Source organism: Streptomyces sp. NPDC006655 (genome assembly GCF_040703965.1).
Classification (GTDB): Bacteria; Actinomycetota; Actinomycetes; order Streptomycetales; family Streptomycetaceae; genus Streptomyces.
Window position 1 is genome coordinate 60278 of the sequence record NZ_JBEYJU010000022.1, and the last position, 24947, is coordinate 85224.

The 24947-nt window shown below is 71.9% G+C and carries 25 protein-coding genes; 10 read left to right on the forward strand and 15 right to left on the reverse strand.

Features of this window, described 5'->3' with window-relative positions:
- Positions 1-50: 50 nt before the first annotated feature.
- Positions 51-635: a 3'-5' exonuclease gene (locus tag AB0958_RS15550; protein ID WP_366890941.1), complete on the forward strand. Its 585-nt coding sequence runs from the start codon at positions 51-53 to the stop codon at positions 633-635.
- Between the two features lie 113 nt (positions 636-748).
- On the opposite strand, the gene AB0958_RS15555 is transcribed toward AB0958_RS15550, so the two are convergent.
- The 4 genes from AB0958_RS15555 to AB0958_RS15570 all read right to left on the reverse strand — a co-directional run bounded on the left by AB0958_RS15555 (position 749) and on the right by AB0958_RS15570 (position 3619).
- Positions 749-1441: an SDR family NAD(P)-dependent oxidoreductase gene (locus tag AB0958_RS15555; RefSeq protein ID WP_366890942.1), complete on the reverse strand. Its 693-nt coding sequence runs from the start codon at positions 1439-1441 to the stop codon at positions 749-751.
- Between the two features lie 151 nt (positions 1442-1592).
- Positions 1593-2426 carry a helix-turn-helix transcriptional regulator gene (locus AB0958_RS15560; RefSeq protein ID WP_366890943.1) on the reverse strand — a complete coding sequence of 278 codons (834 nt, stop codon included), beginning with the start codon at positions 2424-2426 and terminating at the stop codon, positions 1593-1595.
- Between the two features lie 426 nt (positions 2427-2852).
- Positions 2853-3152, reverse strand: coding sequence for a hypothetical protein (locus tag AB0958_RS15565; RefSeq protein ID WP_366890944.1), 300 nt, complete (start codon positions 3150-3152; stop codon positions 2853-2855).
- Positions 3153-3178: 26 nt separating this feature from the next.
- On the reverse strand, positions 3179-3619 hold the full coding sequence (locus tag AB0958_RS15570; RefSeq protein WP_366890946.1) for an ATP-binding protein: 441 nt from the start codon (positions 3617-3619) through the stop codon (positions 3179-3181).
- A gap of 200 nt (positions 3620-3819) precedes the next feature.
- On the opposite strand from AB0958_RS15570, the gene AB0958_RS15575 reads away from it, so the two are divergent.
- The 3 genes from AB0958_RS15575 (at position 3820) to AB0958_RS15585 (ending at position 5831) form a co-directional block, all read left to right on the forward strand.
- On the forward strand, positions 3820-4671 hold the full coding sequence (locus AB0958_RS15575; RefSeq protein WP_366890947.1) for a helix-turn-helix transcriptional regulator: 852 nt from the start codon (positions 3820-3822) through the stop codon (positions 4669-4671).
- A gap of 10 nt (positions 4672-4681) precedes the next feature.
- Positions 4682-4864: a DUF397 domain-containing protein gene (locus AB0958_RS15580; protein ID WP_366890948.1), complete on the forward strand. Its 183-nt coding sequence runs from the start codon at positions 4682-4684 to the stop codon at positions 4862-4864.
- A 112-nt stretch (positions 4865-4976) separates the two neighbouring features.
- Positions 4977-5831 (forward strand): serine hydrolase domain-containing protein, encoded by an 855-nt coding sequence (locus AB0958_RS15585; protein ID WP_366890949.1) that lies wholly within the window; start codon positions 4977-4979, stop codon positions 5829-5831.
- A 148-nt stretch (positions 5832-5979) separates the two neighbouring features.
- On the opposite strand, the gene AB0958_RS15590 is transcribed toward AB0958_RS15585, so the two are convergent.
- Entirely contained in the window at positions 5980-7629 is a 1650-nt protein-coding gene (locus AB0958_RS15590) for an alkaline phosphatase family protein (RefSeq protein ID WP_366890950.1), read from the reverse strand.
- A 170-nt stretch (positions 7630-7799) separates the two neighbouring features.
- Between AB0958_RS15590 and AB0958_RS15595 the strand changes: the two genes are divergently transcribed.
- Positions 7800-8186: a nitroreductase/quinone reductase family protein gene (locus AB0958_RS15595; protein WP_366890951.1), complete on the forward strand. Its 387-nt coding sequence runs from the start codon at positions 7800-7802 to the stop codon at positions 8184-8186.
- A gap of 29 nt (positions 8187-8215) precedes the next feature.
- Here the strand turns inward: AB0958_RS15595 and AB0958_RS15600 are convergent, their stop codons facing one another.
- The 7 genes from AB0958_RS15600 to AB0958_RS15630 all read right to left on the reverse strand — a co-directional run bounded on the left by AB0958_RS15600 (position 8216) and on the right by AB0958_RS15630 (position 16392).
- Positions 8216-8770, reverse strand: a complete 555-nt coding sequence (locus AB0958_RS15600; RefSeq protein WP_366890953.1) for a DUF3455 domain-containing protein — start codon at positions 8768-8770, stop codon at positions 8216-8218.
- A gap of 196 nt (positions 8771-8966) precedes the next feature.
- Positions 8967-10427, reverse strand: coding sequence for an aldehyde dehydrogenase family protein (locus AB0958_RS15605; protein WP_366890954.1), 1461 nt, complete (start codon positions 10425-10427; stop codon positions 8967-8969).
- Entirely contained in the window at positions 10424-12154 is a 1731-nt protein-coding gene (locus AB0958_RS15610; RefSeq protein WP_366890955.1) for a D-aminoacylase, read from the reverse strand. Before AB0958_RS15610 ends, AB0958_RS15605 begins: the two co-directional genes overlap by 4 nt.
- An 86-nt stretch (positions 12155-12240) precedes the next feature.
- Positions 12241-13359 carry an LLM class flavin-dependent oxidoreductase gene (locus tag AB0958_RS15615; RefSeq protein WP_366890956.1) on the reverse strand — a complete coding sequence of 373 codons (1119 nt, stop codon included), beginning with the start codon at positions 13357-13359 and terminating at the stop codon, positions 12241-12243.
- Between the two features lie 88 nt (positions 13360-13447).
- The gene (locus AB0958_RS15620; protein WP_366890957.1) at positions 13448-14218 is read right to left on the reverse strand and encodes an SDR family oxidoreductase; all 771 of its coding nucleotides are present in this window, start codon (positions 14216-14218) and stop codon (positions 13448-13450) included.
- A 12-nt stretch (positions 14219-14230) separates the two neighbouring features.
- Positions 14231-15151, reverse strand: coding sequence for an LLM class F420-dependent oxidoreductase (locus AB0958_RS15625; RefSeq protein WP_366890958.1), 921 nt, complete (start codon positions 15149-15151; stop codon positions 14231-14233).
- Positions 15148-16392 (reverse strand): amidohydrolase family protein, encoded by a 1245-nt coding sequence (locus tag AB0958_RS15630; RefSeq protein WP_366890959.1) that lies wholly within the window; start codon positions 16390-16392, stop codon positions 15148-15150. Before AB0958_RS15630 ends, AB0958_RS15625 begins: the two co-directional genes overlap by 4 nt.
- A 254-nt stretch (positions 16393-16646) precedes the next feature.
- Here AB0958_RS15630 and AB0958_RS15635 point away from each other — a divergent pair, with 254 nt between their 5' ends.
- Positions 16647-19598, forward strand: coding sequence for a BTAD domain-containing putative transcriptional regulator (locus tag AB0958_RS15635; RefSeq protein ID WP_366890960.1), 2952 nt, complete (start codon positions 16647-16649; stop codon positions 19596-19598).
- 194 nt (positions 19599-19792) lie between these two features.
- Entirely contained in the window at positions 19793-20011 is a 219-nt protein-coding gene (locus AB0958_RS15640) for a hypothetical protein (RefSeq protein ID WP_366890961.1), read from the forward strand.
- 82 nt (positions 20012-20093) lie between these two features.
- Here the strand turns inward: AB0958_RS15640 and AB0958_RS15645 are convergent, their stop codons facing one another.
- From AB0958_RS15645 to AB0958_RS15655, 3 genes are all read right to left on the reverse strand, one after another.
- Entirely contained in the window at positions 20094-20468 is a 375-nt protein-coding gene (locus tag AB0958_RS15645; protein ID WP_366890962.1) for a type II toxin-antitoxin system VapC family toxin, read from the reverse strand.
- The gene (locus AB0958_RS15650) at positions 20468-20710 is read right to left on the reverse strand and encodes a type II toxin-antitoxin system prevent-host-death family antitoxin (RefSeq protein WP_366890963.1); all 243 of its coding nucleotides are present in this window, start codon (positions 20708-20710) and stop codon (positions 20468-20470) included. Before AB0958_RS15650 ends, AB0958_RS15645 begins: the two co-directional genes overlap by 1 nt.
- Positions 20711-20799: 89 nt before the next feature.
- Positions 20800-22407: a FadD3 family acyl-CoA ligase gene (locus AB0958_RS15655; RefSeq protein WP_366890964.1), complete on the reverse strand. Its 1608-nt coding sequence runs from the start codon at positions 22405-22407 to the stop codon at positions 20800-20802.
- A 75-nt stretch (positions 22408-22482) separates the two neighbouring features.
- Between AB0958_RS15655 and AB0958_RS15660 the strand changes: the two genes are divergently transcribed.
- Genes AB0958_RS15660 through AB0958_RS15670 form a run of 3 tightly spaced genes read left to right on the forward strand, consistent with a single transcriptional unit; the run spans position 22483 to position 24831 of the window.
- Positions 22483-23646: a lipid-transfer protein gene (locus AB0958_RS15660; RefSeq protein ID WP_366890965.1), complete on the forward strand. Its 1164-nt coding sequence runs from the start codon at positions 22483-22485 to the stop codon at positions 23644-23646.
- Between the two features lies 1 nt (position 23647).
- The gene (locus AB0958_RS15665) at positions 23648-24061 is read left to right on the forward strand and encodes an OB-fold domain-containing protein (protein WP_366890966.1); all 414 of its coding nucleotides are present in this window, start codon (positions 23648-23650) and stop codon (positions 24059-24061) included.
- Complete coding sequence (locus AB0958_RS15670) at positions 24058-24831, forward strand: enoyl-CoA hydratase/isomerase family protein (protein WP_366890967.1); 774 nt, start codon at positions 24058-24060, stop codon at positions 24829-24831. The genes AB0958_RS15665 and AB0958_RS15670 overlap by 4 nt, the downstream gene beginning before the upstream one ends.
- Positions 24832-24947: the final 116 nt, after the last annotated feature.

A 24947-nucleotide genomic window follows, 5' to 3' on the forward strand; every position in this document is an offset into this window, starting at 1 on the left:
GCCGCGAAAACCGCGTGCCCCCGCCGCCGCGCCTCCCTACGCTGCCCGTCATGGACAGCGCCTGGGCCGAGGGGATCGTCAACGTCGTCGATGTCGAGGCGACCTGCTGGGCCGGTGCTCCGCCGCCCGGCGAGGTCAGCGAGATCATCGAGGTCGGGCTGACCGTCGTCGATCTGACGGCCGGTGAGCGGCTGGCCCGGCACCGGATCCTGGTGCGGCCCGCCCGGTCGGCGGTCAGCGCGTTCTGCACGGAGCTGACCGGCCTCACCCAACCCGAGGTCGACAGGGGAGTCAGCTTCGCCGAGGCGTGCCGGCTGCTGGCGGCCGAGCACCGCGCGGGCGCCCGGCCCTGGGCCAGCTGGGGCGACTACGACCGCCACCAGTTCACCCGGCAGTGCGGGGCGACCGGGACGCCCTACCCCTTCAACCGCCGCCACACCAATGCCAAGGCCGCCTTCACCGAGGCGTACGGCCTGCGCAAACGCCCCGGTATGGCACGGGCCCTGGAGATCGCCGGGCTGCCGCTCGAAGGACGGCACCACCGCGGCGAGGACGACGCCTGGAACATCGCGTCCCTCGTGCTCCTCCTCTCCGCACGGGGCGAATGGCCGGCTCCGGTGGAACACCGCGCCTGACGCCAGGTCTTCCTCGTCGTCCGCACACCAGGTGCGGGTGGCCGATCCGGATCGGTGGAGGACGTCACCGACGCCATGTGCAGCGCCTGCCTGTCCTTGCGCTCAGGTCAGGTTCACCACGGGAGGTTCCCGGACCGGTCGATGAACTGTCCCGTCGGTCCGTCGGGGCCGATCGTCGCGAGGGTCACGATGGCCTGGGCACCGTCGGCGATGCTGTGTCCGAGGCCGCCGGTGAAGTCGGTCGCGGTCTGCCCAGGGTCCGCGGCGTTGACCTTCACGTCCTTCAGTTCCTTGGCGTACTGGGTCGTGAGCATGGTGACCGCGGCCTTCGAGGCGGAGTAGAGGGGCAGGGCGTACTGCGACTCGATCCGCGCCGGGTCCTGGGTCATGCCGAAGGAGCCCATCCCGCTGGACACGTTGACGATGACAGGGTTCGGCGACTTGCGCAGCAGCGGGAGAAAAGCGTGCGTGACGCGTACGAGCCCGACGACGTTCACGTCGAGCACGGCGCTCATGTCGGCCGCGGTGAACTCCTCGACGGGACCGATCTTGCCGAGGACGCCGGCGTTGTTGACCAGGACGTCGATCGTTCCCTCATGAGCGGCGACATCCGCGGCCGCGGCCCGGACCGAGGCGTCGTCGGTCACGTCGATCTGCACGAACCGGGCGCCGAGCGACTGGGCCGCTGCCCGGCCGCGCTCACGGTCGCGGGCACCGAGGAGGACGGTGTGCCCCGCCTCGATGAGGCGCCGAGCGGTCTCAAAACCGAGGGACTTGTTGGCTCCGGTGATGAATGTGGTGGTCATGCTGGCTCCTCCTGGCCCGAACAACGCGGTGGTGCGCCGTTCACGCACTCCATGCTGGGTGCCGGGGAGGGTTGCCGGGAGCTACGGCACTTCCTGGTACAGCGCGTACCACCCACCGGCCCGGTCCACGGACGAGGTGGAATACGGCTCCTCATCCCCGAGGAGACATCCTCTGGACCCCGATGGCGGCGAGGAGTTCGAGTTTGCTGCGGGCGTCGGTGCCTGGTTGCGGCGTGTACACCACCAGACGGAGGTTCGTGTCCTGGGTGTTGAGGATGTCGGAGTTCATGGTGATCTCGCCGACATCCGGGTGCTGGACGGTTTTGTGCGCACTCGTGTGACCGCCCACCGCCCGGCGGCTCCACAACTCGCGGAACCGCGGGCTGAGGTTCAGCCTCGACACCAATGCCGCGAGGTCGGGATCGTCGGGGTACCGGCTCGTCGTCGCGCGCAGGTCGGCGACCAGGGACTCCTCGAACGCCGCCCGTTCGACCGCCGTCTGCCGGACCCGGGGCAGCTCACCCAGGAGCTGCCAGACCAGGACGTTGCGGTCTCCCACGCCGTGGACCGTGGGATCGCCGAACGTGGCCGCGAACAGCGGATTCCAGTGCAGCAACTGCCAGGTGGCGTCGTACACCGCCAACGGGTTGCCGGCGAGCTGGTCCACGATGCGGTACAGGCTCCCTGGAATCATGCGGGGCACCCGGCTCGGATCCGCCGCATGACCGGCCATGCGCAACAGGTGCGCATGCTCGTCGTCGGACAGCTGCAGGGCGCGAGCCAGGGCCGAGCAGACCTGCGCCGAGGGGGTCGCCACCCGTCCCTGCTCCAGCCTGACCACGTACTCGACCGAGATGCCGGCCAGCGTCGCCAGCTCCGCGCGTCGCAGACCGGGGACCCGACGCGGTGAGCCGTGCGTGAAGCCCACCGCCGCAGGGTCCAGCCGGTCCCGCCATGCCCGCAGCGCGGCACCGAGTTGGTTCATGCACACCATCCTCCCGCACCCCCCGCCGCGCTGGGTGGTACGCGCTGTACCACGAAGCCCCGTGCCTACGGCCGACGCTTCCGTGGGCTCGGTAAGGCCCGGCCAGGAGTTCGCCCCTGGCCGTTGAACGAGAAGCTGAGAGAAACAGGTCAGTCCACGACGTGCGGATCACGGAAGCAGTACACGACGGTCACGCCCATGCCCGGTGTGTGCGTGTACACGACCGTGATCGCCTCCGCCGATCCCGGGCAAGCGGGGTGGTGAACGTGTACTCCACGGACGGAGGTCGCCACCCGGGGATCTCGCGGCCGGTCGCCGGGTCCCGGGCGATGGCGGCGAGCGCCTCCCGGACCACTTCCCGCTCCCCCTCCGTCAGGTCACCGAACGCCTTCCTCGCGGGCTCGGCCTCCTCCAACGGGACTTCGTTCACCCGCCGCCGCCTTCAACTCGCGCGCCTTCGAGAGCCGTCATGATCTCGGCCGAGTTCCTGATCAGGACGCGGTGCCTATAGGCGCGGACCACCGCGGCCGCGCCTGCGAAATCATTGGTCGGGGAGGCTCCTGTGGCGGCCGCCAGCTCCGCTTCGAAGCGCTCGCGATCGCCTGGGAAGCCGTAGCGGCTGAGCGCGCTGCGCAGGTCGTCCACGGTCCGGATCTCCGGGAGGGGCATCGCTCCCCAGCCGTGCTCGGGCTGTGCGCTCGTGATCAGCTCCTGAGGGACGGACATCGCTCCAGCTCCCAGTATGGCCCTGGTCACCACGTCGCCGCCCCGGCTCCGCACTCCGCCCACATCACCTTGCCGCCCTTCGACGTGCCCAGTTCACGGAGTACCGACGCGCCCCACCTGTCCGCGCAGGCCCGCACCAGGGGCAGGCCGCGGCCGTGCTCGGCGTCGGGTGGAGGTGGTGGGGCGGGGGCGGTCGAGAAGCCGGGCGGGACGTGCGGGTCCGTGTCCCATACGGTCACGCGGAGGCGGCCGCTGTCGGCCGAGCGGAGCCGGAGCGCGTACGGCCCCTTCGTATGACAGTGCGCGTTGGCCAGGAGCTCCGCCGCCACCAGCTCCGCGGTCGGGGCCAGCTCCGGGAGCCTGTGCGCGGCGAGGACCAGTCTCAGGGTGCCCCGAGCGATACCCGGTGCGCGTGGATCGTGCGGAAGGTGCAGGGTGTACGCCCAGGACGGGGATACGGTGGCCATGGGAAGTCTCCGATCTGTGAGGAGAGTTGGACAGGTGCCCGGTGTCTCTGCCATGGCGTCCCACGGTGCGCTTCCGGGAGTGGCGCCCGCAACGACGATAGGGGCTGAGCAAATGTCATTTGCGATGCATGGGGATACTTCGGGCGGCTTTCCCCCGTGTGAGTGACTCACGACGGAACAGACGTCCAGGAGGAGCGCACATGTCCGCAAGATCGCCGCTGACGTCCCGTCGACTCCGGGTCGCCGCCGAACTGCGCAAGATGCGCGAGCGCGCGGGCATAACGGCCACCGAGGCGGCCCGGGAACTGGGTACGGGCCAGGGACAGCTCAGCAGCGTGGAGTCAGGCCGGTTCGGCGTGAGTCCCGAGCGGATCAGAGCCCTGGCCTCTATTTACTCCTGCGCGGACCAGGCGTTCGTGGAAGCCCTCGTCGACCTGGCGACGGACAGGACGCTCGGCTGGTGGGAGACCTATCGCGGAATCCTGCCCTCGGGGCTCCTCGACCTGGCGGAGCTGGAACACCACGCCGTGGCCGTACGAACCGCGTACACCTCCCACATGCCGGGCCTGCTCCAGACCGCCGAGCACGCCCGTGAGATCTTCCGGCACGTCATCCCGGCGCCCACCCCACCCGAGGTCGAGCACCGCGTCTCGCACCGCGTCAAACGTCAGGGCGTGCTGTACGGGGCCGACCCGACGCCGTACCGCACCACCGTGCACGAGGCCGCCCTGCACATGCGCGTCGGCGGTCGGACCGTGGCCCGCGCGCAGCTGCGGCACCTGCTCGACATGAGCGAGCTGGAGCACGTCACCATCCGGGTGCTCCCCTTCGACGTCGGCGCGTTCCCTGGATCGGGCCAGTCCATCAACTACCTGTACGGCCCGGTACCGCAGCTCGACACGGCCCAACTCGACCAGTTCCACGGCCCGGTCATGCTCGACGCCGAGGCCCTCCTGGACAAGTACCGCAACTTGCTCGACGTGGTCGAAGCCACCGCTCTCAGCACCGCGAAGTCCCGGGATCTGATCCACTCGATCGCCCAGAACCTGTGAAGGAGCCGACATGTCCCCGCACCGCTGGCAGAAGTCGTCCTACTGCCAGGAAGGCGACGCCTGCGTCCACATATCCAGCGCCCCCACCCTCGTCCGCATAGCCGACGACGATCCGCCCAGGAACGTCCTCACCGTCGGCGTCAAGGCCTTCGGCGGTCTGCTCGACATGGTGAAGACGTCCGGCGGACGGTGACCGTGTCGGGCAGCTGCCGGGATGTGACCGAGACGCGTGCCGAAGGAGCAACGGGAGTCGGCGCCGGGCTCCTCCCCACCCACCCTCAGACGATCCCTACGGAGAGCATGCCGTGCGCCCCGTTCCCACCTGCGTCCTCAGCAGCGGCCAAGCCCCCCGGGTCCAGCATGGACACGCCCTGGACTCGTACGTCCAGATCGGCTCTCTGAGCAAGACGCTCACCGGAACCGTGCTGGCCCGGCTGGCTGCGACGGGGGTGCTTCGGTTGGATGCCCCGTTGGAGGAGTTCCTCCCGGTGCCCCGGGGTACCGGCATCACCCTGAGGCATCTCGCCCAGCACACCTCCGGTCTGCCACGGCTGCCCCCGCACCTGAACCGGCGCGACCCGTACGCCGCCTTCGACGACGCCGCCCTGCACGCCGTACTGCACGGACTGGACACCCTCACCACCACCGCCCCCGGCCACACCGAGGAGTACTCCAACCTCGGGTACGCCATCCTCGGAGCCGCACTCACCTCCGCCACGGGGATGTCCTACCAGGACCTCCTGAACCATCACGTGCTCGGCCCCCTGGACATCACGGAGGTGACCGGCACTCCTCCGCCGGACAGACGCCTGCACAGCCGCGGGCTGTTCGGCCGCCCGCGTCGCCCCTGGACCATGACCGGCGCCATCCTGCCCGCGGGAGGCCTCTGGGCCACCCCGCGGGCCGCCGCCGATCTGGTGGTCGCCCTCCTCGTCGACCGGAAACTGGGAGAGCCCGCCCTGTCCTGGCAGAGATCCGGCCCCGTGCTCTGGCACAACGGCGCCACCGGTGGCGCCTCCGTCTTCGCCGGCGCCGTGCCGGACGGCAGATGGGTCGTGGTGCACCGGCTCACCGGGCAAGCAGAACGCACCGACGAACTGGGCGTCGAGGTCCTGCAGCAGACCGCACCCGGCAACACCGTCGAACTTCAGGACGGTTGAGTCCTACGCGCCGCCGGCGGATGCTCAGCGCGGTTCGGGGAGCAGAACGGAAGCCCCTTCGGCGTACATCCCGGCACACCCCCCGGACCGTCCGCCGGGGCCGCGGCGTCCGCCGGGGCCGCGGCCGACGGTGCGGCCCCGGGCCTGGTCAGCGCACCGGCAGCGACTGGGTGTGCTCGATGCGGACGGCGTCCAGGGCGCGCGGGTCCAGGCCGAGCAACCGCAGCATCGTCGGCGCGATCTGCGTGGTCCGCACCGGCGCGTCGACGCGGACGGCGTGCGGGGTGCCGGCGCCGTAGACGACGAGCGGCACGTCGCGGTCGTCGGCGGCCGCTCCGCCGTGCTCCGCGATCTTGCCCTTGCCGCCGGTGTAGACCACGCCGTACCGGCTGATGCCGAACAGGTCGGGCACGCGCGAGTCGCCGGGCCGGGCGTGGAAGTAACGGGCGGCGGCCGCACCGGCGTACACGGTCCTCAGGCCGCTCGCCGTGAACGGCTTGGCGGCTCCGTCGATGCCGTTGCCGGTGCCGGACCGGGCGAGCAGGTAGGCCTTGGCGAACGCGGTGGCCGCCGGGGAACGGTCGTTGAGCCACAGCAGCATGGCGTCGTCGTCCACGGCGTGGGCGACCAGGTCACCGGCGCCGGGGTGGGCGGCCTTCCAGGCGGCGTCGAGCCCGTCGAGCAGCGGCCCCTCGTCGATGCGGGTCAGCGCCTTCGGGTCGGTGGGCGACTGGCCGTGCTTCGAGGACAGGATGACGGTCGTGCTGCCGTCGAGGCCCCGCTTGTGGATCTCGGCGAGGAACGCTCCGACCTCCCGGTCGACGAAGGCGAGGTTCTTCGCGAGCAGCGGGCCGGGGGTGCCGGGCGTGGCGTAACCGCCCGTCAGGCCGTCGGAGACCGGCAGCTTCTGGGCGGTGGAGACGGACTGGAAGTTCATCCCGAAGACCGCCGGGACACCGGTGCGGTGGGCGCCGCTGTGGTCGTGGCCGTCGATCTCGTTGAGGACGGCCTTCACCTTGTACGCGTCGTACTGCTCGGTGGCCGCGTTGTCCTTCGTCCAGTCCTGGCCGGCCGGGTAGCCGATGGCCTGGCTGTTGATCTCGGGGGCGAACAGGTCCTGGACGCCCTTGCCGGACGGCCCGTCGAGGATCTCGTAGGCGACGTGCTTGTCCGACCACGCGGTGCGCAGCCCCGCCTCGCGGGCCACGTCGAAGACCGTGTTCACCCTGAGGTAGGAGTGCGGGTAGACCGGCTTGCAGGTCTTCGGGTCGACGGGCAGCTTCGCCGGGTCGATGAGGCGGGCGGCGTCGCCGGTCATGTTCAGGATGCTGCCGGGCAGGTTCGACAGACCCTGGCCCGCGTCGAGGGACTGCTGGTTCTTGTCGAGGTCCTCGGTGAGGTCGACCTCGGCGCCCGGCTTGGCGCCCGTGCAGTGGGTGGTGCCGGCCGGGAGCAGGGCGTTGCTGTAGGTGTCGTCGTAGTAGACGCCCGTGACGCCCGGGTCCCCGCCGGTCAGCTGGCCCACCAGGCCGGGGAAGGAGTCGGAGGGGACGGTGGTTCTCGCGTGGGTGTACTCCACCCCGCCGGCGGCCAGCCGGGCGAGCGCGGAACGCGGGTGCCGGGCCGCGTACCAGGCCAGGTCGGACTGGTGCAGGCCGTCGACCGACAGCAGCAGGACGTGCCGGGAGCGGGGCGCCGGGGAGGCCGAGGCGGGACCTGCTGTCGCGGCGGTCAGGCCGCCGACGGCGGCGAGCGCGGCGGCGGCGGCCGCGACAGGACGGAGGGGGTGTCGGAACACGGTGGTTCTCCTCGAGACTGTGCGGAGCTTGTGCCCCTGCGGGTGACGCACCGACATTCGAGAAGGAGAACGTGTACGGAACCGGGCCTGCGTGCCCGATTCTGTCAAAGAACGTCATGTCGGCGCGCAAAGCCCACCGCCCTGTAGCCCACCTCGGAGACAGAGGAACGATGTCCGACCGCAGATTCCGGATCACCACCGCCTTCCAGCGGCACGTCGCCAACCCGCTGACCCGGCTCATGCCCTTCCAGACCCTGTTGGAGACCACCGGACGGGTGTCCGGGCGGGCCCGGCGGACGCCGCTCGGCGGGCGGCGGGTCGGGGACTCGTTCTGGCTGGTGTCGGAGTTCGGGACGAAGTCGCAGTACGTGCGGAACATCCAGGCCGATCCACGGGTACGGGTGCGGATCGGCGGGCGGTGGCACCACGGCACCGCCCACCTGCTGCCCGACGACGACCCGGTCGCCCGGCTGCGCACCCTGCCCCGGGGCAACAGCGCCGCGGTGAAGGCGCTGGGCACGCAGCTCCTGACGATCCGGGTCGATCTCACCGACTAGGACGGCCCCTGGTCAGGACGGCCCCTGGTTCAGCTGGCGGCCTTGTAGAACGCGTACGTCGCCGCGTACGGCACGGAGATCTGGTCCGTGCCGGTGCAGGCCGCGGCCGGGGCCACGCCGCCCTCCGTGTCGAGGCGCTGCACGTAGGTGACGCCCTCGAACGTGCCGGCGCCGCGGGTGGCCGTGGCCTTCAGGAGCAGCTCGGGGACGGCGCCGTCCTTGGGGGAGTTGGCGATCGCCGAGGCGTTGACCGCGCTGCCGTCGACGGTGGAGACCCAGACCGGGCCACGGGAGTGCAGGGCGACCGGGCGGTGGGCGCGGTCGCGCTTGTCGGAGAGGGTGGCGGCGGGCTCCAGGAGCTTCCAGGCGCCGTCGGTGCAGGTGTAGGTCTGCACGCCGTGCGCGGAGTAGACGCCGGTCAGCTTGTTGCCGTCGGGCACCGCGAGGGCGGCGGGGGCGTGGACGGCCGGGAGGTGGGCGGGCCGGGCGGAGTAGGCCTGGACGGCGGTCGTGCCCAGCGCGGTGGCGGCCGCGATGGCGGCGACGGCCGTGGTGGTCAGGGCGATTCTCTTGGCGAGCTTCATGGAGTGGTCTCCGGAGGATTCCGTGCGTGTTCGAGGAGGGGGAGCGGCCGGACGTCGATCAACCGGAAACCGGCCGTCCCCCCTTGTGCCCCGGACGCTACGGACCCGCTCCCTCCCGCGCGGCCACTTTCACGATCTCTGCCCGCCGAGGACACCTCCCCGAGCCCGAAAGGGCAGGTGACCGGCCGGTAGCACCTCATCCGGGCCAGACGATCGCCTGCACCTCGCTGTAGGCGTGCAGCGCGTACGAACCCACGTCCCGGCCCACCCCGCTCTTCTTGAACCCGCCGAACGGCGCCTCCATGTTCCGGCCCACCGTGTTGATCCCGACCCCGCCGGCCCGCAGCCGCCGCGCCACCCGGAAGGCCCGCGCCACGTCCCCCGACCAGACGTAGTCGATGAGGCCGTAGTCGGAGTCGTTGGCGAGCGCGATGCCCTCCTCCTCGTCGTCGAAGGGGACCACGGAGACGACCGGGCCGAAGATCTCCTCACGGGCCGCCCGCATGTCGTTGGTGCAGTCGGCGAGGAGGGTGGGGGCGACGTAGAACCCGCGCTCCAGCGAGGGACGTTCGCCACCGGCCAGCACCGTCGCCCCCTCCTTGCGGGCGAGTTCGACGTACGACTCGACGCGCGCCCGGTGCTCGGCGGTGATCACCGGTCCCACCACGGTGCCGGGTCGCGCGGGATCCCCGACCGGCAACCGGCGCGCGTACGCCGCCAGTTCCGTCACCAGCCGGTCGTACAGCCCGCGTTGCACCAGCACCCGCGTCGGCGCCGTGCAGATCTGCCCGCTGTAGAAGGAGTAGGTGGTGCCGATCCCGGCGACGGCCGAGCCGACGTCCGCGTCGTCGAAGACCACCGCCGCGCCCTTGCCGCCCAGCTCCATCAGCTGCCGTTTCATGTCCCGCCCGCACACCTCGGCGATGCGCTGCCCGACGGCCGTGGACCCGGTGAAGCTGACCATGTCGACGTCCGGGGAGGCGACGGCCGCCTCGCCGACCCCGGTGGACCGCCCGGAGACCACGTTCAGCACGCCCGGCGGGGCGCCCGCCGCCTCCAGCGCCTCCGCCATCCGGTAGACGGACAGGGGGTCCTGCGGGGCCGGCTTCACCACCACCGTGTTGCCCATCGCCAGTGCCGGCGCGACCTTCCCCGCCGGATTGGCCCACGGGTTGTTGTACGACGTGATGCAGCTGACCACGCCGACCGGCTGCCGTACGGCCAGCGCGCCCATCACCCCGGCCCTGCCCATCGGGCCGGCCTCGTTGATCTGCGGCGGGATCGCCCACTCGGCGGGCTCGACGGTCGCGTACCGCCGAAACCGGGCCGCGGCCACGCCCACCTGCATCGCCCGCGCGGTCCCGGTGGTCGCCCCGGTCTCCGCCCGCGCCAGCTCCGCGTACGGCCCCATCCGCTCCCGGACGAGGGCGGCGGCCCGGCCGAGCACCGCGGCCCGTTCCCCCGCCGGCGTCCGCGACCAGGCCGCGAACGCCTCCCGGGCGGCGGCGCAGGCGGCCAGCACCTGCTCCTCGGAGGCCTCGGGAGCCCAGCCGACGGTCTCCTCGGTCGCCGGGTCGACGACCGCGTAGTGCCCGGCGTCCGGCTCGACCCAGGCACCCCCGACGAACAGCCGCTGCCCCTCGGCCGACGGGCTCACCGGGTGCTCACCGTCCTGGTGTCCCGCCCGGACCGCAGCACCTTCCCCGGTACGGCCCCGCTCACCACGTCGTCCCGGATGGCCTCGACGCCGTTGACCCAGACCGCCCGCACCCCGATCGCCTGGGAGTCCAGGCGCGGGCTGTCCCCCGGCAGGTCGTGCACCAGGGTGGCCTGTCCCGCGGCGATCCGCTCCGGGTCGAAGAGCACCAGGTCCGCGTGCCAGCCCTCCGCGATCCGCCCGCGCTCCCGCAGCCCGAAGAGCCGGGCAGGGTCGTCGGTCAGCATCTTGACGGCCTGTTCGAGACCGAGCAGCTTCCGGCCGCGCAGACAGTCCCCGAGGAACCGGGTGGTGTACGGCGCCCCGCACATCCGGTCCAGATGGGCCCCGGCGTCGGACCCGCCGAGCAGCACGTCCTCGTGCTGCCAGGTCTCGGCGCGCAGCGCCCAGGAGGCGGGGTCGTTGTCGGTGGGCATGGGCCACAGGACGGTCCGCAGGTCGTCGGCAGCGCAGATCTCCACCAGGGTGTGGAAGGGTTCCTGGCCGCGCTCCCGCGCGATGTCCCCCACCACCCGGCCGGTGAGCCCGGCGTTCGCCTCGCTGTAGGTGTCCCCGATGACGTACCGCCCGAAGTTCGCGAGCCGCCGGAACACCCCGGCCTCCTTGGACCTGGCCCGCTCCAGCATCTCCGAGCGCACCGCGGGATCCCGCAGCCTCTCGATCCGTTCCGGGACCGGCAGCCCCAGGACCGGTCCCCAGCCGGGGATGAGGTTCAGCGCGCAGAAGGTCCCCAGCGACATGTTCATCGGCGTGAGGATGGGCATGGTCAGCGCCACCACCCTCCCGCCCGCCTTCCGTGCCCGCTCACTGGCCTGGAGCTGCCGCGGCACCCGTTCCGGTACGGACGCGTCCACCGTCAGCACGTTCCAGTTCAGCGGCCGCCCGGCGACCGCGCTCATCTCGGCGAACAACTCGATCTCGGCGTCGCTGAACTGGTCCAGGCACCCGGCGACGATCGCCTCGATCTGCGTCCCCTCGTGCTCCCCCACCGCCTTGGCGAGGGCCAGCAGCTCGGCGGGGCGGGCGTGCCGGGAGGCGACGGGCTGCCCGTCGCCGTCGGAGTGGGTGCTGGACTGGGTGGTGGAGAAACCCCACGCCCCCGCGTCCATCGCCTCGTGCGACAGCCGTACGATCGCCGCCAGTTGCTCCGCACTGGGCTGCCCGCCGACCGCCTCGGGGCCCATCACGTACCGCCGCAGCGCACAGTGCCCCACCATGAAGCCGGCGTTGACGGCGATCCGCCCTTCGAGCGCGTCCAGGTACTCCCCGAAGGAGTTCCAGCTCCAGGGCGCCCCTTCCTCCAGCGCGACCAGGGACATGCCCTCGACCTTGGACATCATGCGCCGGGTGTAGTCGGCGTCACCGGGGCGGGCGGGGTTGAGGGGCGCGAGGGTGAAGCCGCAGTTCCCGGCGGCGACGGTGGTCACCCCGTGGTTGAGGGAGGGGGTGGCGTACGGGTCCCAGAAGAGCTGCGCGTCGTAGTGCGTGTGCGGATCGACGAACCCGGGGGCGAGGACGAGCCCCGTGGCGTCCTCGACCGTCCGGGATTCCTCGGTGACGGTTCCGACGACGGCGATCCGACCGTCGCGTATGCCGACGTCGGCGGTGAAGCCGGGAGCGCCGGTCCCATCGACAACAGACGCGCCCTTGATGACGTGATCAAGCATGGGGCTCCCTTTGAAACTCCGGTACTGAAAAGGGGCGCGGGGAACTGCGCGACCAGCCACAACGCACCCGCACCCCGCAGCGGCGACTACGCGGCACCCCGGAATCGGGTCGTCCGGTGCACCGGATCCGTGTCGATCTTCGGAATCACGTGCTCCCCGATCAGCCGGATCGTCTGCAACGTCTCCTCCTTCGGCACCCCCACCGGCAGCCCGAAGCTCAGCTGATCGGCCCCGGCCTGCTCCCACCGCTTGCACTGCCGCAGCACCTCGTCGGGGTCGCCGCAGATCAGCAACTCCTCCTCGACCAGCAGCTCCACGAACTCCGGGGTGTACTCGGGCAGCGTCTCCGGCCACTCCGGGAACCCCTCGGGCCGCGGGAACGTGTCGTGATACCGGAAGACCAGCGAGGGCAGGTAGTGCAGCCCTCCGGACGCCGCGATCCGGATCGCCTCGTCGTGCGTGGGCGCGCAGATCGCGGTCGTCGTCACCATCACGTTGTCGTTGACGAAGTCCCCCACCGGCTCGGCGTTCACGATCGCCGTCTTGTACTGCTCCAGCACCCACTCCATGTCCGAGACCTTCTGGATGCTGAACCCGAGCACGCCCAGCCCCTTCTTCGCAGCCATGGCGTACGACGGCGGAGACCCGGCCGCGTACCACATCGCCGGGTGGGACTTCCCGTACGGCTTGGGCAGCACCTTCCGCGGCGGCAGCTGCCAGTGCTTGCCCTGGAAGCCGGGGTACTCGTCCTGGAGCCACATCTTGGGGAACTCGGCGATCGTCTCCTCCCAGATCTCCTTGGTGTAGTTCATGTCGGTGACGCCCGGTATGAATCCGAGGATCTCGTGGGAGCCGGCGCCGCGCCCGCTGCCGAACTCGAAGCGGTTGCCGGTGAGGTGGTCGAGCATGGCGACCTTCTCGGCCACCTTCACGGGGTGGTTGACCTGGGCGAGGGGGTTGAAGATCCCGGAGCCGAGGTGGATCCGCTCGGTGGCGTGGGCCAGGTAGCCCAGGTACACGTCGTTCGCGGACAGGTGCGAGTACTCCTCCAGGAAGTGGTGTTCGGAGGCCCAGGCGTACTTGAAGCCGGACTTGTCCGCCTGGATGACGTACTCGGTCTCCTCCATCAGTGCCTTGTGCTCGGCCAGCGGGTCGGTCTCGGCTCGCTTGCCCACATATCCCTGTACAAAGAGCCCGAATTCCAAGGCGGTTCACCGTCCCCAGTCCAGGTGGTCCCTATGAGTCCTACGACTTTCTGACGTCGCGTCAGAAAGGTCAATAGCTGACGGTGCGTCAGATGACGCTGACCCCGGCCAGCCATCCCCCGTCGATCACGAACGGCTGCCCGGTGATGTACGACGAGTCGTCCGAGGTCAGGAACAGCGCCAGCCGGGCCACCTCCTCGGCGCGCCCGATCCGCCCCAGCGGCACGAGCTTGCGGTACAGCTCGTCCAGGGCGCGGCTCATCTCCGTCGGGTCCGCGTCCGGGTCCAGCCGCGCCGGGTTGGACATCGGGGTGTCGACGGCGCCGGGGCAGATCGCGTTGACGCGGATGCCCCGGCCGGCGAGTTCCAGGGCTGCGACCCGGGTGAGCCCGAGCACCGCGTGCTTGGTCGCCGCGTACGTGCCCACCGCCGCCATCCCGGTCAGCGCGGTGTAGGACGCGGTGTTGACGATGGTCCCGCCGTCGGGCAGTTCCGGCGCCACCGTCTTCATGCCGAGGAAGCAGCCGACCTGGTTGACCTGCACGACCTGCATGAACTCGGCCAGGGGCGTGTCCACGAGGGCGTTGAAGCGCAGGATGCCCGCGTTGTTCACCAGCCCGTCGACCCGGCCGTACGCCTTCTTCGCGGCAGCCACGGCGGCCTGCCACTCCTCCTCCACGCCCACGTCGAGGTGGACGTAGGCCGCCCCGATCTCCTTCGCGAGCGCCTCGCCCTGGTCGTCCAGCACGTCGGCCACGACGACCCTCGCACCCTCCGCCACGAAGAGCCGCGCCTCCTGCTCGCCCTGCCCGCGCGCCGCCCCGGTGACGATGACGACCCGCCCGTCCAGCTTGCCCATGCCACGCACTCCTCAGGTCAGATGGGGGGCGACCTCGGCCCCGAACGCGGTGATCTGGTCGATGAGTTCGGTGCGGCCCCGGCTGCGGAACCGCACCTGGATCTGGTCCACGCCCATCGCGCCGTACGCCCGCAGCGACTCGGCGAGGGACTCGGGGGCGCCGCTGAGGGTGCGGCGGCCGACGTCCCAGCCGGGCGTGCCGACGTACAGCGGTTCGGTGATCGCGCCGACCGTCAGCGGTCCTGTCGCACCGGCCTCCTCGCGCAGCCGCCGCAGCCGGTCGATCTGGGCCGGTAGCCGGTCCCTCGGGTCGCCCTGCGGCAGCCAGCCGTCGCCCTTGAGCGCGGCCCGCCGCACGGCCGCCGGCGAGGACCCGCCGACCCACACCGGTATCCGGCGCTGGGCGGGGCGGGGTCGCTGGCCGAGTTCCTCGAAGTCGTAGAACTTCCCGTGGTGGGCCGGGAACTCGTCCGCCCCGAGCGTCGCCCGCAGCGCGTCGATCGTCTCGTCGAGCACCGCGCCCCGCCGCTGGAAGTCCACCCCGAGCACCTCGAACTCCTCCCGTACGTGCCCGGCCCCGACCCCGAGGATCAGCCGCCCGCCGGAGAGGTGGTCGAGGGTCGCGTACTGCTTGGCGGAGAGCAGGGGGTGGCGCAGTGCGACGACGGCGACATGGCTGAGCAGGCGGACCCGCTCGGTCACGGCGGCGAGGTGGGCGAGGGTGGCGACGGGGTCGTACCAGACCGTGCTCATCGCGGGGGCCAGCCGGCGCGGGATCGCCACGTGGTCGCAGACGGCGAGGTAGGCGAAGCCGGCCCGGTCCACGGCCCGCGCGATCTCGACGAGGTCGGCGGCGCCCGCCCCGGCCTCCCAGCGCTCCGCGTACATCGTGGACTGGGACTGGACCGGGAGCTGGATGCCGTAGTCGGTCACCGCGGACCGCCCCACAGCCCCTCCGGGGTGAGTCCCAGCAGGTCGATGGCGTTGCCGCGGACGATCCGCTCGGTCACGTCCGGTGCGAGGTGGCCCATCTGGGCCTCGCCGACCTCCCTCGACTTCGGCCAGGTGGAGTCGGAGTGCGGGTAGTCGGTCTCGTAGAGGACGTTGCCGAGGCCGATGGAGTCGAGGTTCTTCAGGCCGAAGGCGTCGTCGAAGAAGCAGCCGTAGACGTGGTCGGCGAAGAGTTCGGAGGGCGGCCGGGTGACCTTGTCGGCGACCCCGCCCCAGGCCCGGTTCTCCTCCCAGACGACGTCGGCGCGTTCCAGGATGTAGGGGATCCAGCCGATCTGGCCCTCGGCGTACATCACCTTCAGGTGGGGGAAGCGTTCGAACTTGCCGCTCATCAGCCAGTCGACCATCGAGAAGCAGCAGTTGGCGAAGGTGATGGTGGAGCCGACGGCGGGCGGGGCGTCCTCGGAGGTGGACGGCATCCTGCTGCTGGAGCCGATGTGCATGGCGACGACCGTGCCGGTCTCGTCGCAGGCGGCGAGGAAGGGGTCCCAGGCGTCGGTGTGGACGGAGGGCAGCCCGAGGTGCGGGGGTATCTCGGAGAAGGCGACGGCACGGACCCCGCGGGCCGCGTTGCGGCGGACCTCGGCGGCGGCCAGTTCGGCGTCCCAGAGGGGGATGAGGGTCAGGGGTATCAGGCGGCCCTGGGCGAGCGGGCCGCACCACTCCTCCACCATCCAGTCGTTGTAGGCCCGCACGCAGAGCAGGGCCAGCTCGCGGTCGGCGGCCTCGGTGAAGGTCTGCCCGCAGAACCGCGGGAAGGTGGGGAAGCAGAGGGCGGACTGGACGTGGTTGACGTCCATGTCGGCGAGCCGCTGCGGCACGTCGTAGGAGCCCGGGCGCATCTGCTCGTACGTGATCACTTCGAGCTTGATCTCGTCGCGGGAGTAGCCGACGGCGGTGTCGAGGCGGGTGAGGGGGCGGTGCAGGTCCTCGTAGACCCACCAGTCGCCGACGGGGCCGTCCTCGCCCGGCGCGCCCATCACGGGCTTGAACCGGCCGCCGAGGAAGCTCATCTCCCGCAGCGGGGCGCGGACGATGCGCGGCCCGGTGTCCAGGTACTTCTTCGGGAGGCGGGACTGCCAGACGTCCGGCGGCTCCACGGTGTGGTCGTCGACGGAGATGATCAGCGGGAGGGTGCCGTCCTGGATGTCGTCACTGTCCATGGCGTTCACGGTAGCGCCGATCTGACGAACCGTCAGCTCATGTGGTGACGGTTCGTCAGGTACGCGCGGCGACGCGGCGGCCGCTCCAGGAGGAATCGTTCCGTCAGGGAACCGGCCCGCTCACGGGGGCCGTCGTCACGTGAAGACCCTGTGGACCACCGCGTGTCACCCTGTGATCGGCGTCTCGCCCGGCTGACGCAACCGGCCGAACAAGGCAAACTGACGGGGTGAGTCGGGTGTCTAGGGGGACGGGCATGGACGGTGGACCGCGGGTACCGGAGCAGCGGCGCCCCTCCTCCGCGGCGGAGGCGGCGGCGTTGCGCTTCAGCGTGCTCGGTCCGGTGCGCGCCTGGCGCGCGGAGGAGCCGCTCAACACCGGCTCTCCGCAGCAACGCGCGCTGCTCGCCGCGTTGTTGCTGCGCGAGGGCCGGACGGCGACCGCGGCCGAGCTGATCGACGCGCTGTGGGGTCCCGAGCCGCCCTCGCAGGCGCTGGCGGCGGTCCGCACGTACGCCTCCCGGCTGCGCAAGATCCTGGACCCCGGGGTCCTGGTCAGCGAGTCCGGCGGCTACGCGGTACGCGGGCTCGGCGAGGGCGCCCTGGACCTGACCGCCGTGCAGGACCTGGCGGCGGAGGCGGAGAAGGCGAGGAGCGCCGGGGACCTGCACCGGGCCCGGGACGTCCTGAACCGGGCGCTGGCCCGGTGGGACGGTGAACCGCTGGCGGGCGTCCCCGGCCCGTACGCCGACGCCCAGCGGGCCCGCCTGGAGGAGTGGCGTCTGCAACTGCTGGAGTCGCGGCTGGAGATGGACCTGGAACAGGGCTGCCACGCGGAGGCGGTGTCGGAGCTGACGGCACTGACCGCCGCGCACCCGCTCCGCGAGCGACTCCGTGAACTCCTCATGCTGGCCCTGTACCGCAGCGGCCGGCAGGCCGAGGCCCTCGCCGTGTACGCCGACACCCGCCGGCTGCTCGCCGAGGAACTCGGCGTGGACCCGCGTCCCGGCCTGCGCGAGCTGCAGCAGCGGATCCTCCAGGCCGACCCGGCCCTCGCGGAGCCCTCCGCCCCCGCGGCCGAGCCGCCCGCCGCCGCGGTGCGCCCCGCCCAACTCCCGGCGACCGTGCCCGACTTCACCGGGCGTTCCGCCTTCGTCGCCGAGCTGAGCGAGGTGCTGGCCTCGGCGGAGGGCCGGGTGATGGCCGTGTCCGCGCTGGCGGGCATCGGGGGCGTCGGCAAGACCACCCTCGCCGTGCACGTGGCCCACCAGGCGCGGGCGGCCTTCCCGGACGGCCAGCTGTACGTCGACCTCCAGGGCGCCGGGGCACAGGCGGCGGACCCGGAGACGGTCCTCGGCTCCTTCCTGCGCGCCCTCGGCACGCCGGGCTCCGCCATCCCCGACTCCCTCGACGACCGGGCGGCCCTGTACCGCTCGGTCCTGGACGGCCGCCGGGTGCTCGTCCTGCTGGACAACGCGAAGGACGCGGCCCAGGTACGACCGCTGCTGCCCGGCACGGAGGGCTGCGCGGCCCTGGTCACCTCCCGGGTCCGGATGGTCGACCTGGCCGGGGCGCACCTGGTCGACCTGGACGTGATGTCCCCCGAGGAGGCACTCCAGCTCTTCACGAAAATCGTCGGCGAGGAGCGGGTGGCCGCGGAGCGCGAGGCGGCCCTGGACGTCGTCGCGGCCTGCGGTTTCCTCCCGCTCGCGATCCGGATCGCGGCGTCGCGTCTCGCGTCGCGCCGCACCTGGACGGTGTCGGTGCTGGCGGCGAAGCTCGCCGACGAACGCCGCCGCCTCGACGAACTCCAGGCCGGTGACCTCGCGGTGAAGGCGACCTTCGAGCTGGGCTACGGCCAGCTGGAACCGGCCCAGGCCCGCGCCTTCCGGCTGCTGGGCCTCGCCGACGGCCCGGACATCTCCCTGGCCGCGGCCGCGGCGGTCCTCGACCTCCCGGCGGAGGACACCGAGGACCTCCTGGAGGCCCTGGTCGACACCTCCCTGCTGGAGTCGGCGGCACCGGGCCGCTACCGCTTCCACGACCTGGTCCGGCTCTACGCACGCGCGTGCGCGGAACGGGACGAGCAGCCACCGGGTGAGCGCGAGGCGGCGATGTCGCGGCTGCTGGACTTCTACCTGGCCACTGCGGCGGGGGTGTACGCGATCGAGCGTCCGGGCGACCGGACGGTGGAGCACCTGGAGCCGACCGGATACCCCGGGCTCTCCTTCACCGGCCACCGCGCGGCGCTGGACTGGTTGTACGCCGAGGCCGACTGCCTGCTGGCCTGTGCGCGGCAGTCCGTCCGTGCCGGCAGGCTGCGCGCCGCGATCGACCTGCTGTGGGTGGTCAAGGACCTCGCCGAGTCCGGCGCCAACGCACGCGACTACGAGGTTGCGGCCACAGCGGCCCGCGACGCCGCACAGCAGCAGGCCGACCCGTTGGCCGAGGGCCGGGCCCGGATGGCGATCACCAACGTCCACATCGTCGCCGGCCGATTCGACCTGGCCGACGAGGAGGCCGCGCAGGCCATGGAGTTGGCCGGAGCGACCAGGGATCCGCTGCCCAGCGGCGTAACACCGAACGACCGGGGAATCATCGCCCTGTATCAAGGGCGCCATCACGACGGCGAGGCTCACCTGAACGTGGCGCTCGCCAACTACCGCGCCGACGGCAACCGGCCCGGCGAGGCCAGCGCGCTGTGCAACCTGTCCCGCATCCAGCTGGCCACCGGCCGCGTCGCCGAGGCGGTGCGGCTCGCCGGCGAGGGCGTGGCGATATACGACACCCTGGGACACACCCTCAGGGGCGCGAACGCCCGATACGCCCTGGGACTCGCCCTGACCCAGTCCGGGCAGCCGGACCAGGCCCTGAGCTGCCTGGACGACGCCTTGAGCGTCTTCAGGGAGAGCCGTCAGCGTCTCTGGGAGGGCATGACCATCTTCCGTATGGCGGAGGTGCACCTGTCGGCACGCCGCCCTGCCCAGGCCGCCGCGATGGCGGAGCAGTCATTGTCCCTCCTGCGTGGCATCGGCGGTGAGTGGCGGCACGCGAACGTGCTCACCGTCCTGGGCCGCAGCCTGCGCGACGTCGGGCAATCGGACCGGGCTTGCGCCTGCTGGCGCGAAGCGCTGGTGGTGTTCGAGAAGTTGGGCGCCCACGAGGCCGCCGAGGTTCGCGCCCTTCTCGCACCGACGGCAGCCGCCTGACCTGCGCCGCGACCCGTTCATCGTTCGTTTATCGCCACGCGTCATCCTCAATCCATCGGTCCGGCGCGTCGGGGGGCAGGCGGATCGACACGGTAGGCCCACCCATTAGGGTGACGGCCGCCGCGCCTGTCCGGCGGCACCCGGGGGAGCCGCCGGACAGGCCTTGCCTACTTTTACGCAGAGGAGCACAACCGATGAGCGACGAGAAGACGAGCCAGCCGGTCGTCACGCCCGACGAGAACCACGCGACCGACACCAAGGTCGTGGCGCTGGAGAACCACGCGACCGGCGCCGAGAAGGCGATCCTGGAGAACGGCACCGCCGACACCAAGGTCGTGGCGCTGGAGAACCACGCGACCGGCGCGGAGAAGGCGCTGCTGGAGAACCACGCCACCACGGAAGCCGCAGGCTGAACCAAGGTCCGGGGGAGCACCGGCCGCGGCGGCGCGGAGGGGGAGCCGCCGCGGCCGAGGTGTGTCGTGGCGGCGGCCGGGGTCACACCTCCATGACGCGTACGTCGTACTGCGGGATCCACTTGTCCCGCGTCACCAGGGTCATCCCCTCGATCTGCGCCTGCGCGACCAGTATCCGGTCGAACGGATCACGGTGATGCGCGGGCAGCCGCCCGGCCCGCACACCGTGCCCCGCCGTGATGGGCAGCCCGGTGAACTGGCTGTCCCGCACCCGCTCGGCCAGGTCCTCCGGCGCGTCGAGCTTCCCGAGCGACTGCTTGATGGCGATCTCCCAAGGGGTCACCGCGCTCACGTAGACACCGGGCTCGGTGTCGAGCAGGTCCTTGACCTCGCCGGACAGCTCCGGGGAGTCGTCCAGCCACCAGAGCACCACATGGGTGTCGAGCAGGAGCCGCATCAGCGCATCCCGAAGGCGTCGGCGATGTCGTCCGGCAGCTCGTCGAAGTCCTCGGGGATGTGGATCCGCCCCCGGAGGGATCCCCGGCCCGTCCGTCTCACCTTGGGCCGGAGCGGAACCACCTTGGCGACCGGCTCCCCGGCCTTGCTGATCACGACCTCCTCGCCCGTGGCGACCTGTTCCAGGATGCGGGAGAAGTGGGTCTTTGCCTCGTGCACGTTGTACTGGCGAACCGCATCCACGGTGGCCTCCCTCCGGTCGGTGAATCCAGTCGGGGATCCTGTCAGTGGACCAACCACTGGACTAACTCTAACCGGCGAGGCCGGGGGCGTCATCCGGTACCGGTGACGGGCCGGCCCCGCAGCGCCCCCTTGAGCACCTTCCCGCTCGCGTTCCTCGGTAGTTCCGTCACGAAGTCCACCGTGCGCGGCACCTTGTAGTTCGCCATCTCGCGGCGGGCCCAGGCGATCAGGTCGTCGCCGGTCAGGGGTGCGCCCGGGCGGCGGACCACGAAGGCCTTGCCGACCTCGCCGAGGCGGCCGTCCGGTACGCCGATCACGGCCACGTCGGCGACGTCCGGGTGCAGGCCGAGCAGTTGCTCTATCTCCGCCGGGTAGGCGTTGAAGCCGCCGACGATGAACATGTCCTTCAGGCGGTCGGTGATGCGGAGGTTGCCCGCCGCGTCCAGGACCCCGACGTCCCCCGTGCGCAGCCAGCCGTCCGGGGTGAGGGCGGCGGCCGTCGCCGCCGGGTCCTCGTAGTAGCCGCGCATCACGTTGAAGCCGCGGACCAGCACCTCCCCGGCCTCGTCCACCCGCACCTCGGTCCCGGGTATCGCCCGGCCGGAGGTCGACGCGATCACCGTCGGGTCGTCACCCCGGCGGCACATCGTGACGATCCCGCTCGCCTCCGAGAGGCCGTAGGCGGTGAGGACCGTCTCGACGCCGAGTTCCCCGCGCAGGCGCTCGACGAGCCGCAGGGGTACGACGGCCGCTCCCGTCACCACCAGCCGCAGCGCGGACAGGTCGTGGGTGTCGCGTGCCGGGTGGTCCAGCAGGGACTGGTGGAGGGTCGGCGGCCCGGGGAGCACCGAGACCCGCTCCGTCGCCACGTTCGCCAGGACCGCCGCCACGTCGAACACCGGCTGCGGGATCATCGTGGCGCCCCGCATCAGGCAGGCGATCACGCCGGCCTTGTAGCCGAAGGTGTGGAAGAAGGGGTTGACGATGAGGTAGCGGTCGTCGGTGCGCAGACCCGCCAGGTCCGCCCACACCTCGTAGGCGCGCAGGGTCTGCGCATGCGTGATCATCGCGCCCTTGGGACGGCCGGTGGTGCCCGAGGTGAAGACGATGTCGGAGAGACAGTCGCCGTCCAGCCCGGCCGACCTGGCCGCCACCTCGTCGGCCCCGACGCCCTCGCCGGCCGCCAGGAAGTCCTTCCAGGTGCGGAAGTCGGCGGGCGCGTCCTGCGCCAGCACCACCACGTCCCGCAGGTCCGGCAGGCCGGGCAGCGGACCGGGACCGGGCCCGTCCCCGGCCGCCCTGCGCAGCGACGCCACGTACGAGGTGCCGAGGAAGGTGCCCGTCACGAACAGCAGCCGGGCCCCGCTCCTGCGCAGCACGTCCGCCGCCTCGGCGCCCTTGAAGCGGGTGTTCAGCGGGACCAGCACCCCGCCCGCCGACACCGCGCCCAGCGCCGCGACGATCCACTCCAGGGAGTTCGGCGCCCAGATGCCCACCCGGTCGCCCGTCCCGACGCCCGCGGCCATGCAGGCGGCCGCCGCCCGTTCCACCCGGGCGCCCAGCTCGGCGTAGCCGATCCGGGTCCGGCCGTCCACCACCGCCTCGGCGTCCCCGTACCGCCGCGCCGCCGACCGCACCAGTTCCGGAACGGTCTCCCACTCCCTGTCACCGCGCACTACCGGCCTCCCCGGACGCATAGCTGACTGCCCGTCAGATTAGCTGTAGCCTGACGGCCTGTCAGCAAAGCGCGACAGCCGTGGAGGTGCGGGCACATGGCCGGTCTCAGGGACATCAAGGACGCCACCGCCATCGTCGGGATCGGGCAGACCCGCTTCGCCAAACGGCTCGACGAGGACGAGCGGACCCTCGCCTGCCGGGCCGTCCTCGCCGCCCTCGACGACGCCGGCATCGACCCCGGCGAGGTCGACGCACTCGCCTCCTTCACCATGGAGGAGACGGACGAGGTGGAGCTGGCGAAGGCGGTCGGGTTCGGCGACCTGACCTACTTCGGCAAGGTGGGATACGGGGGCGGCGGCTCCTGCGCCACGGTCGCGCACCTCGCCGCCGCGATAGCGAGCGGGCAGGCGACGGTCGGGATCGCCTGGCGGTCCCGGAAACGGGGCAGCGGCCCCCGGCCCTGGACCAACACCACCGTCCAACTGCCCACCCCAGCCCAGTGGACCCGGCCCTTCGGCCTGCTCCGGCCCGCCGACGAGATAGCCATGCTCACCCGCCGCTACCTGCACGAGTACGGCGCCACCCGCGACCACCTCTTCAACGTCGCCCTCGCCTGCCGCAACCGCGCGAACCAGAACCCCGCCGCGATCATGTACGACCGCCCGCTCACCCGCGAGATGTACATGACCTCCCGCTGGATCAGCGAGCCCCTGTGCCTCTTCGACAACTGCCTGGAGACGGACGGCGCGCTGGCCTGCGTGGTCGTCTCCCGGGAGCGGGCCCGGGACTGCGCCAAGGCCCCCGTCTACGTCCACGCAGCCGCCCAGGGCCTGCCCGCCCAGCACCACGGCATGGTCAACTACTGGAACGACGACCCCCTCACCGGACCCGCCTGGACCGCCGCCCGGCACCTGTGGAAGCACGCCGACCTCACCCCCGAGGACGTGGACGTCGCCCAGATCTACGACGCGTTCACCGCCCTCGTCCCGCTCTCCCTGGAGGGGTACGGGTTCTGCGGGCGGGGCGAGGGCGGGGCGTTCACGGAGGGGGGCGCGCTGGAGATCGGCGGGCGGCTGCCGCTCAACACCGGCGGCGGCGGGCTCAGCGAGGCCTACGTGCACGGCTTCAACCTCATCACCGAGGGCGTGAAGCAGCTGCGCGGCACCAGTACCGCGCAGGTCCCCGGCGCCGTCAGCTGCCTGGTCACCGCCGGTGAAGGGGTCCCGACCTCCGCCCTCCTCCTCACCAACCGGAGCTGAGATGCTGCGACCGGTCACCGACACCGACGGCGCCCCCTTCTGGGAGTACGCGGCGCGCGGCGAACTGCGCGTCCAGACCTGTGCCGACTGCCACGAACCCCGGTTCCCGCCCCGCCCGTGCTGCCCGCACTGCCGGTCCTTCGCGAGCGAGTGGCGGCCGACGAGCGGACGCGGCCGGATCTGGTCGTACGTCGTCCCGCACCCGCCGCTGCTGCCGGACTACGCCGCGCAGGCCCCGTACAACGTCGTGGTGGTCGAACTGGACGACGCGCCCCGGGTGCGGCTGGTGGGCAACGTGGTCAGCGAGGCCGGGGCGCCTCTCAACTCCCTCTCCCCGGACCGGATCCGGATCGGCGCCCGGGTGCAGGCGGTCTTCGCGGACGGTCTGCCGCAGTGGGTCCTGGAGCGGCCGTGACCCTGCGCGTCGCGACCGACAAGGAGACCGGGGTCGCCGTCGTCACCCTGGACCGCCCCGGGAAGCTCAACGCCGTCGACCTGCCGACGGCCGCCGAACTCTCGGCGACCTGGCGGGCGTTGCGCTTCGACGACGCGGTACGGGCCGTCGTCCTCACCGGGGCGGGCGGACGGGCCTTCAGCACCGGTCTCGACCGGGACGCGGTGGTGCCGCAGCCCTCGTCGCCGTACAGCCAGGACGATCCGCTGCTCGCGATCGGACCCAAGACGAACGACCTGTGGAAGCCGGTGGTCGCGGCGGTCCCCGGGATGGCCTGCGGGGGCGCCTTCTACCTGCTGGGCGAGTGCGACTTCGTGATCGCCGACGAAACCGCGACCTTCTTCGACCCGCACACCTCCTACGGCATGGTCAGCGCGTACGAGTCGGTGCTGATGGCCCAGCGGATGCCGTACGGGGAGGTGGCGCGGATGGTGCTGATGGGCAACGCCGAGCGGGTCTCCGCGCGGCGGGCGTACGAGGTGGGGCTGGTGTCCGAAGTGACGGCTCCCGGAGGGGCGTTGGATGCCGCCGTGCGGTGCGCGACCGTGATCGCCGGGTATCCGACGGAAGGGGTGCAGGGGAGCGTGCGGGCGCTGTGGGCGGCGAAGGGGGCGGCCCGGGAGCGGGGGTTCGCGACGGCGCCGCACCTCATCACGCTGGGGAACCTGGCGGACGAGCGGCAGGCGGAGCTGTTCGCCGACCGTCCGCGCACGCCCCCTCGTGTCCGGTGAGGGGGCAGGGCCGCCCAAGGGGTAGCGGCTCTGCGTCGCAGGGCGGCTGCGGGCGGGTGGGGGCTGGGCGCGCAGTTCCCCGCGCCCCTAAAAGAAGGGGCGCTGCAAGTGCGCCC